Raw genomic sequence first — 7,604 nt, 5'->3', positions numbered from 1 at the left:
AGCTGTGTCGAACCGTGCTCACTCGATCTCGCTCAGGGTGATGTCCAGGCCGCCCACCAAGTCAGCCGCCAGGTTGTAGATCATCGCCCCAACCGTGGCCAGTGCCGTGATCAGGATGATGTTCAACGCACCGATCAGCCCCGTGTACCCGAGCACCCGGGCCGGCGCGAACCATGTCTCCGGGTTCATCCCGATCGCATCCTCCTCGGCCTCGCCACCTTCGACCAGGGAGGAGATCAGGTCGGTCACCGCGTCGAAGACACCGAGACTCGCGAGAATCACGTAGATGACGGCGACCGCGACGAACAGGATGATGAAGCAGACCAGCGACACAATGAAGCTGAACTTCATCACCGACCACGGCTCCACCCGGCTCAGGGTGAGGTGTGCCCGGCGAACCGCCTTGATCGCCGCCGGCGATGATCCCCGGCCGGCGCCGCCCACGCCCGCCACGCCGGTTTGGGTGCGGTCCTCGGCAGCAGAGTCCGAAGAGTCTGTACTGTCGTCCTGCTGCGCAGACGCCGCCCCCTTCTCCTCGCCTCCGGAGCCGCCGTCCGTCCCAGCCGCGTCTCCGTCCGTCTCGGTGGAGTCCGTGCTGTCGTTCTCGCTGGTGCCGGTGCTGTCGGTGGTGGAGTCGGAGTCCACAGCATCGGCGTCGGTGGTGGGATGCTCCTCACCATCCGTGTCCGTCGTGACTGGCTTCTTGGCGGCCTTCTGGGACTCTGTCGACTTTGCCACGTTATCGCTGGACTTTCCGTTCATTGGAGCGAACCAGTGTCGATACCCGACCCGCCCGCGCTGCGAGCCGGGTAGATCACCCTATTCACAGGGCAGACCGCCGGACCAGCGACCCGCCTACGGCCAGAGCACTAGGACAGTTCCTCCTCGAGATCCTCGTCCTGGATGTCCTCGTCCGGGCCGTCCCCAAGGGCCTCCGCATTCCTCGCGATCCCGACCACAGTGTTCCCGGGGTCGAGATTCACCAACCGGACGCCCATCGTGGTCCGGCTCGACCGCTTCACCTCCTCGGCCCGGGTGCGGATAACCCCACCGGCCGTGGTGATGGCGAAGACCTCGTCGTCCGCCTCCACCATCACCGCACCGACGAGCTTGCCCCGCGCCTCGACCACCTTGGCGGTCAGTACCCCCTTGCCGCCGCGATTCTGCACGGGGTACTGGTCGGCGGGAGTCCGCTTCGCGTATCCGCCCTCGGTCGCCACGAGCACGTCCGCCTGCCCGTCGGACTCGGAGATCACGTCCATGTTGAGCAGGTAGTCGCCCTCCAGGAAGCGCATACCGATCACGCCACTGGTCGCCCGGCCCATGGGGCGAAGCGACTCGTCGGAGGCGGAGAACCGGATCGCCTGCGCCTGGCTGCTGATAAGCAACAGGTCGTCCCCCGGATGCACCAGCCGGGCGGAGATGAGCTCGTCCCCCTCCCGCAGGTTGATCGCGATGATCCCCCCCGAACGGGAGGAGTCGAAGTCCGCCAGGCGTGACTTCTTCACCAGCCCGTCTCGTGTCGCGAGCACGAGGTAGGGAGCGACGTCGTAGTCGCGCAGCGCGAGTACCTCGGCGATCTCCTCGTCGGCCTGAAACTCCAGCAGATTCGCAACGTGCTGTCCCCGCGCGTCCCGAGCCGCCTCCGGCAGTTCGAACGCCTTCGTGCGGTACACCCGCCCCTTGTTCGTGAAACAGAGGATCCAGTGGTGCGTGGTGGTCACGAAGAAGTGCTGCACGATGTCGTCCTGCTGGAGTTGCGCCCCGCGCACACCCTTGCCACCGCGCTTCTGTGCCCGGTAGGCGTCCAGCTTGGTGCGCTTGGCATAGCCCCCACGCGTGATCGTGACCGCAACGTCCTCCTCGGCGATAAAGTCTTCCATCCGCATATCACCCTCAGCGGGGACGATGTGCGTGCGACGTTCATCGCCGTACTTGTGCACGATCTCGGTCAGTTCCTCGGAGATGATGCGACGCTGCCGCTGCGGCGATCCCAGAATGTCGTGGTAGTCGTTGATCTGGGCCATCAACTCGTCGTACTCGTCGGTGAGCTGGCGACGCTCCAGCGCGGCGAGTTTCCGCAACTGCATGTCCAGGATCGCGCGGGCCTGCACGTCGTCGATCTCCAGTAGCGAGATCAGGCCGGACTTCGCCTGGTCCGCCGAGGCGCTTTGGCGGATGAGGGAGATGACCTCGTCGATCCGGTCGATCGCACGCAGCAGGGCACGCAGGATGTGTGCGCGCTCCTCGGCCTTCCGCAACAGGTACTGGGTGCGGCGGACGATGACCTCGACCTGGTGATCCACCCACAACCGGATCAGCTGGTCCAGCCGGAGGGTGCGGGGCACACCGTCGACCAGCGCGAGCATGTTCGCGCCGAACGTCTCCTGCAACTGCGTGTGCTTGTACAGGTTGTTCAGGACGACCTTCGCGACGGCGTCCCGCTTGAGGACGATGACCAGACGCTGACCGGTGCGTCCGCTGCTCTCGTCCTTGACGTCGGCGATCCCGGTGACCTTGCCGTCCTTGACCAGCTCGGCGATCTTCAACGCCAGGTTGTCCGGATTGACCTGGTACGGCAGTTCGGTGACGACCAGGCAGTGCCGACCGCGGCTGTCTTCCTCCACCTCGACGACGGCCCGCATGGTGACAGAACCGCGACCCGTACGGTAGGCCTCCTCAATCCCCCGAGTGCCGACGATAAGGCCGCTCGTCGGAAAGTCCGGCCCCTTGATCCGCTGGATCAGAGCCTCCAGCAGTTCCTCCTCGGAGGCCTCGGGGTTGTCGAGGAACCAGTTCACCCCGTCGGCGACCTCCCGCAGGTTGTGCGGAGGAATATTGGTAGCCATCCCCACCGCGATTCCCGCGGAGCCATTGACCAGCAGGTTCGGGAACCGCGCCGGGAGCACCACCGGCTCCGAGGACCGCCCGTCGTAGTTGGGCCGGAAGTCCACCGTCTCCTTGTCGATGTCCCGGACCATCTCCATGGTCAGGGGAGCGAGTTTGCACTCGGTGTAGCGCATGGCGGCCGCAGGGTCGTTGCCCGGCGAACCGAAGTTCCCGTTGCCGTCAACGAGCGGCATCCGCATCGCCCAGGGCTGTGCCAACCGCACCAGGGTGTCGTACACGGCGGTGTCACTGTGCGGGTGGTAGTTACCCAGCACGTCTCCGACCACGCGCGCGCACTTGAAGTAGCCGCGGTCCGGCCGGTACCCGCCGTCGTACATCGCATACAGCACCCGCTGGTGCACCGGCTTGAGACCGTCGCGCACATCGGGTAGGGCCCGACCGACGATCACCGACATCGCGTAGTCGAGATAGCTGCGCTGCATCTCGACCTGGATGTCGACCGGCTCAACCCGGTGCGTCTGGGTCTCGGTGTCCCCGGAGGAGTCCGGGGTGGGCGAATCCGTCACTGGCGGCTCGATCCTCTCCGTACGTTCGCTGGTCTCAGCGGTCGACTCGGGCCTTCTCGATGGGCACGGAGCGGGCAACGCACCACGTCGGCCAGCCGACGGCGGGCTGGTGGGCGGGCAGCATCCATGCACAAGCCCCTAGATGTCGAGAAACCGAACGTCCCTGGCGTTGCGCTGGATGAAGGAACGCCGCGAATCCACGTCCTCGCCCATCAGCACGCTGAACATCTCGTCGGCCTGTGCAGCGTCGTCCAGAGTGACCTGCATCAACACCCGACGCTCTGGATCCATCGTGGTATCCCACAGCTCGCTGGCGTTCATCTCACCCAGACCCTTGAACCGCTGCACGAGGTCCCGCGGTCGGGGATCTCGTTTACCGGCTTCCAGCCCCGCCGCGATGACCTCGTCTCGTTCCCGGTCGGAGAACGCATAGTCGGCGTCGCTGCCGCGCTGGTCCCACTTGATCTTGTACAGCGGAGGGCGGGCCAGATAGACGTACCCCGCTTCCACCAGCGGCTTCATGAACCGGAACAGCAGGGTCAACAACAGGGTCCGAATGTGCTGACCGTCCACATCGGCGTCAGCCATCAGGATGATCTTGTGGTAGCGCAGCTTCTCAATGTCGAAGTCGTCGTGCACGCCCGTGCCCAGGGCCGTGATTATCGCCTGGACCTCGTTGTTCTTCAGGATGCGGTCGATGCGGGACTTCTCGACGTTGAGGATCTTGCCTCGGATCGGCAGGATCGCCTGGTAGTGCGGATCCCGTCCGCCCTTCGCCGACCCCCCGGCGGAGTCTCCCTCGACGATGTACACCTCGGAGGACTCCGGCTCGGTGGACTGACAGTCGGAGAGCTTTCCGGGCAGGGACGTTGACTCCAACAGGGTCTTGCGGCGGGTCAGGTCCCGTGCCTGACGGGCCGCGATCCGTGCGCGCGCAGCCTGACTCGCCTTGGTGACGATGTCCTTGGCCTCGCCGGGATTCCGCTCCAGCCAGCCACGCAGGTGCTCGTGGGTGACCCGCTGAACAAAGGACTTCGCCTCGGTGTTGCCCAGCTTCGTCTTCGTCTGCCCCTCGAACTGCGGATCGGCGAGCTTCACCGAGATGATCGCGGTCAGGCCCTCCCGGATGTCGTCCCCGGTCAGGTTGTCGTCCTTGTCCCGCAGCAGGCGCTGTTCCCGCGCGTAGCGATTCACGACGGAGGTCAACGCCGTACGGAACCCCTCCTCGTGGGTTCCCCCCTCCGCCGTGTTGATGGTGTTGGCGAAGGTGTGCACCGAGGGAGTGAAACTCTGGTTCCACTGCATCGCGATCTCGACGGCGATCCCCTCGTCCTCCTCCTCGAACGAGATGATCGACGCGTGGGCAGGCTCCCGACGGGCGTTGATGTGCCGCACGAAATCGGACAGGCCCGCGTCGTAGTGGTACGTGTGCACCACAGGAGAACCGTTGACGAACTCCGGCCGTTCGTCCCGGATGGTGATGGACAGTCCCTTGTTCAGGAAGGCCATCTCCTGGAGGCGCCCGGTCAGCGTCTCGAAGTTGTAGGTCGTGGTTTCGAAGATCGTGGGGTCAGCCCAGAAGGTGATCTGTGTTCCGGAGCTGTCCGTGACCCCACCCCGGGTCAACGCGGCCGTCGGTCGGGTGACTTCGTAACGCTGCTGCCAGATGTGACCGTCCCGGCGGACCTCCACCTCCAGGGCGCTCGCCAGCGCGTTCACCACGGAGACGCCGACACCATGCAGTCCGCCGGAAACCGCGTAGGACTTTCCGTCGAACTTCCCCCCAGCGTGCAGGGTGGTGAGCACGACCTCCACCGCCGGACGATTCTCCACCGGATGCTGGTCCACCGGGATACCACGCCCGTCGTCGGCGACCCGCACCCCACCATCGGCCAGCAGTGTCACCTCGATCGCCGAGCAGAAACCAGCCAGCGCCTCGTCCACGGCGTTGTCGACAACCTCGTAGACCAGGTGATGCAGCCCCCGCTCACCGGTGGTACCGATATACATTCCCGGGCGTTTCCGAACCGCCTCGAGCCCTTCCAGTACCGTGATTGACTCAGCGTCGTAGGCCAAGTGAGAACACCCTCCTGCTGGGGACACCTACCGGGCTCAAGGGAGCGCCATCCGGGAGCGCACAACACCACAGGGCGGAGTCAAGACGCACCCGGGGCCTCCACCGACTGCACGCACTCTGGTCCTCTGCCCCCGCGGGAAAGCCATGCCGGCGGAAGCGCCCGAAGAACTGTTTCCATAATACCCGGATCACGGACAGAAAGTGGCACGCACGGCGCTGTGCCGCACAGGAATGGACGAACGGCGCGGGGGATGACTCCCCACACGTGGAACCAGGATCGAAGCGACGCAAGGGAAACTGAGTGGCCGATGTCGGTCGGACAGACCTCCTTGGGCGTGCCGAACCCGCCCAACGCCACAAAAAATTCCTGTGACCTGCGCAAACGAAAGCCCTGACGAGGATGGGTGCGTGGCGGGCACGGGTGGTTCCCAGGCACGGTCAGCTCCCCCGCCCGCCACGCCGACGCTTCGTTCCGGGGCCACGAACCGTGATTTCGGCGACACATCCATCACCCAGCTCCTCGTTGAGCCGACGCCGTAGGTCCGAACGCAGCACGCGAACCTGACTCGCCCACGTCGTGGAGTCCGCGACCACGGTCAGCTCGCCCTCGGCGAAGGACTCCGGTCGCACGTGTTGCGCCACATGCTCTCCCACGATCTCCGACCACCGACCGAATACGCCCCCCATGGCCACCTGGTCGGCCCAACCGTGTTCGTTCAGCCATGCACGCACGGCCTCACCGAACATCTGAGGCTCCCCCCGGGGCCGTCGCGGACGCCGATCCGCCCCCCTGCGCGGGGCGCCGGCCCCAGCGCTCGCGCCCCGCTCTCTGGCGCGCGCACGTGCCTCCGCGAGTGCCTGGCGGGCAAGGTCGGCCCCGGCGGGGCGTGGACCCGCCCCACCTCCGGCAGGCGCCCCCGGTGGCGAGGCCTCCGACGCGCCGGGGGACTGGTTCGACGACTCGCTAGCGTCCGACACCGTTCACCTCTCCCTGGTCCACCTCGAACCGCGTTCCCCGAAGCTCCACCGGCACGTCCTCGGGCACCGCGGCAGTGACCAGTACCTGCTCCGCATCGCGCACGTACCGCGCCAGTCGGGACCGCCGGTCGGCGTCCAGCTCCGCGAAGACGTCATCGAGGAGCAGGACGGGGTCGTCCCCGTCGGCCCGGAGGGCCTCGAACGCCGCCAGCCGCAACGCCAGGGCGTAGGACCAGGACTCACCCTGGCTCGCGTACCCGCGAGCCGGAAGGTCTCCCAGGTAGAGCACCAGGTCATCGCGGTGTGGTCCCACAACAGTGACGCCGCGCTGGAGCTCCTGTTGCCGCACGGACCGAAGTGCCTGCTGGAGGTGCTCCGCGAGGACGTGGGCATCGTGGGGCCCCGCCTCCACCCACGACTCGTCCGGTGCGGCGGAACAGCGGTAGTCCAACCGAACGTCGGCCTGCACCGCCGCCAGGCCCGCGTAGCTCTGTGCCACCAGAGGCCGGAGCCTGCCCACCAGCTCCAGCCGCGCCGCGAGCAGCTCCCCGCCAACCTGGGCAAGCTGGGCGTCCCAGATCTCCAGGGAAGGTTCGTCCAGACGTTCCACCGATCCCGCCGCGGCACGGAGGAGGGCGTTGCGTTGCTTGAGAATCCGCTCGTAGTCGCCACGCACCCCAGCCATTCGCGGGGTCAACGCCACCAGCAGGTCGTCGAGGTAGCGCCGCCGCTCGGTCGGGTCCCCCCGCACCAGGGCCAGATCCTCGGGAGCGAACAGCACGGTGCGCAGGATTCCCGCCACCTCGCGTGGCCGGGTCGCGGGTGCGCGGTTCAACCGGGCTCGGTTGGCCCGTCCCGGAACGATCTCCAGCTCAATGGTGACCCGCCTCTCGCCACGGACCACCGCGACTCGGACCACCGCTCGCTCGGCGCCGGAACGGACCAGTGGGGCGTCGTTCGAGACCCGGTGGCTGCCGAGGGTGGCCGCGTAGCCCACGGCCTCCATGAGGTTCGTTTTTCCCTGTCCGTTCTGGCCCACGAAGGTACTGACCCCCGGCTCCAGTTCCAGATACGCCTCGGAGTAGGAGCGGAAGTCGGCCAACTGTAGGTGGGAGACGTACATCGTCGCTCCG

At 66.6% G+C, this 7,604-nt stretch carries 5 protein-coding genes; all 5 read right to left on the bottom strand.

Annotated elements, in window-relative coordinates:
* Positions 1-18 precede the first annotated feature (18 nt).
* Entirely contained in the window at positions 19-738 is a 720-nt protein-coding gene (locus RIF23_RS14350; RefSeq protein ID WP_310913033.1) for a DUF3566 domain-containing protein, read from the bottom strand.
* Positions 739-869: 131 nt separating this feature from the next.
* Positions 870-3,416 carry a DNA gyrase subunit A gene (gene gyrA, locus RIF23_RS14345; protein ID WP_310913032.1) on the bottom strand — a complete coding sequence of 849 codons (2,547 nt, stop codon included), beginning with the start codon at positions 3,414-3,416 and terminating at the stop codon, positions 870-872.
* A 138-nt stretch (positions 3,417-3,554) separates the two neighbouring features.
* Complete coding sequence (gene gyrB / locus RIF23_RS14340; protein WP_310913031.1) at positions 3,555-5,492, bottom strand: DNA topoisomerase (ATP-hydrolyzing) subunit B; 1,938 nt, start codon at positions 5,490-5,492, stop codon at positions 3,555-3,557.
* A gap of 439 nt (positions 5,493-5,931) precedes the next feature.
* The gene (locus RIF23_RS14335) at positions 5,932-6,471 is read right to left on the bottom strand and encodes a DUF721 domain-containing protein (RefSeq protein ID WP_310913030.1); all 540 of its coding nucleotides are present in this window, start codon (positions 6,469-6,471) and stop codon (positions 5,932-5,934) included.
* Positions 6,458-7,594 (bottom strand): DNA replication/repair protein RecF, encoded by a 1,137-nt coding sequence (recF, locus tag RIF23_RS14330; protein ID WP_310913029.1) that lies wholly within the window; start codon positions 7,592-7,594, stop codon positions 6,458-6,460. Before recF ends, RIF23_RS14335 begins: the two co-directional genes overlap by 14 nt.
* Between the last annotated feature and the right edge of the window lie 10 nt (positions 7,595-7,604).

Source organism: Lipingzhangella rawalii, assembly GCF_031628175.1.
Classification (GTDB): domain Bacteria; phylum Actinomycetota; class Actinomycetes; order Streptosporangiales; family Streptosporangiaceae; genus Lipingzhangella_A; species Lipingzhangella_A rawalii.
This window is presented reverse-complemented; position numbering and strand designations above follow the sequence as displayed.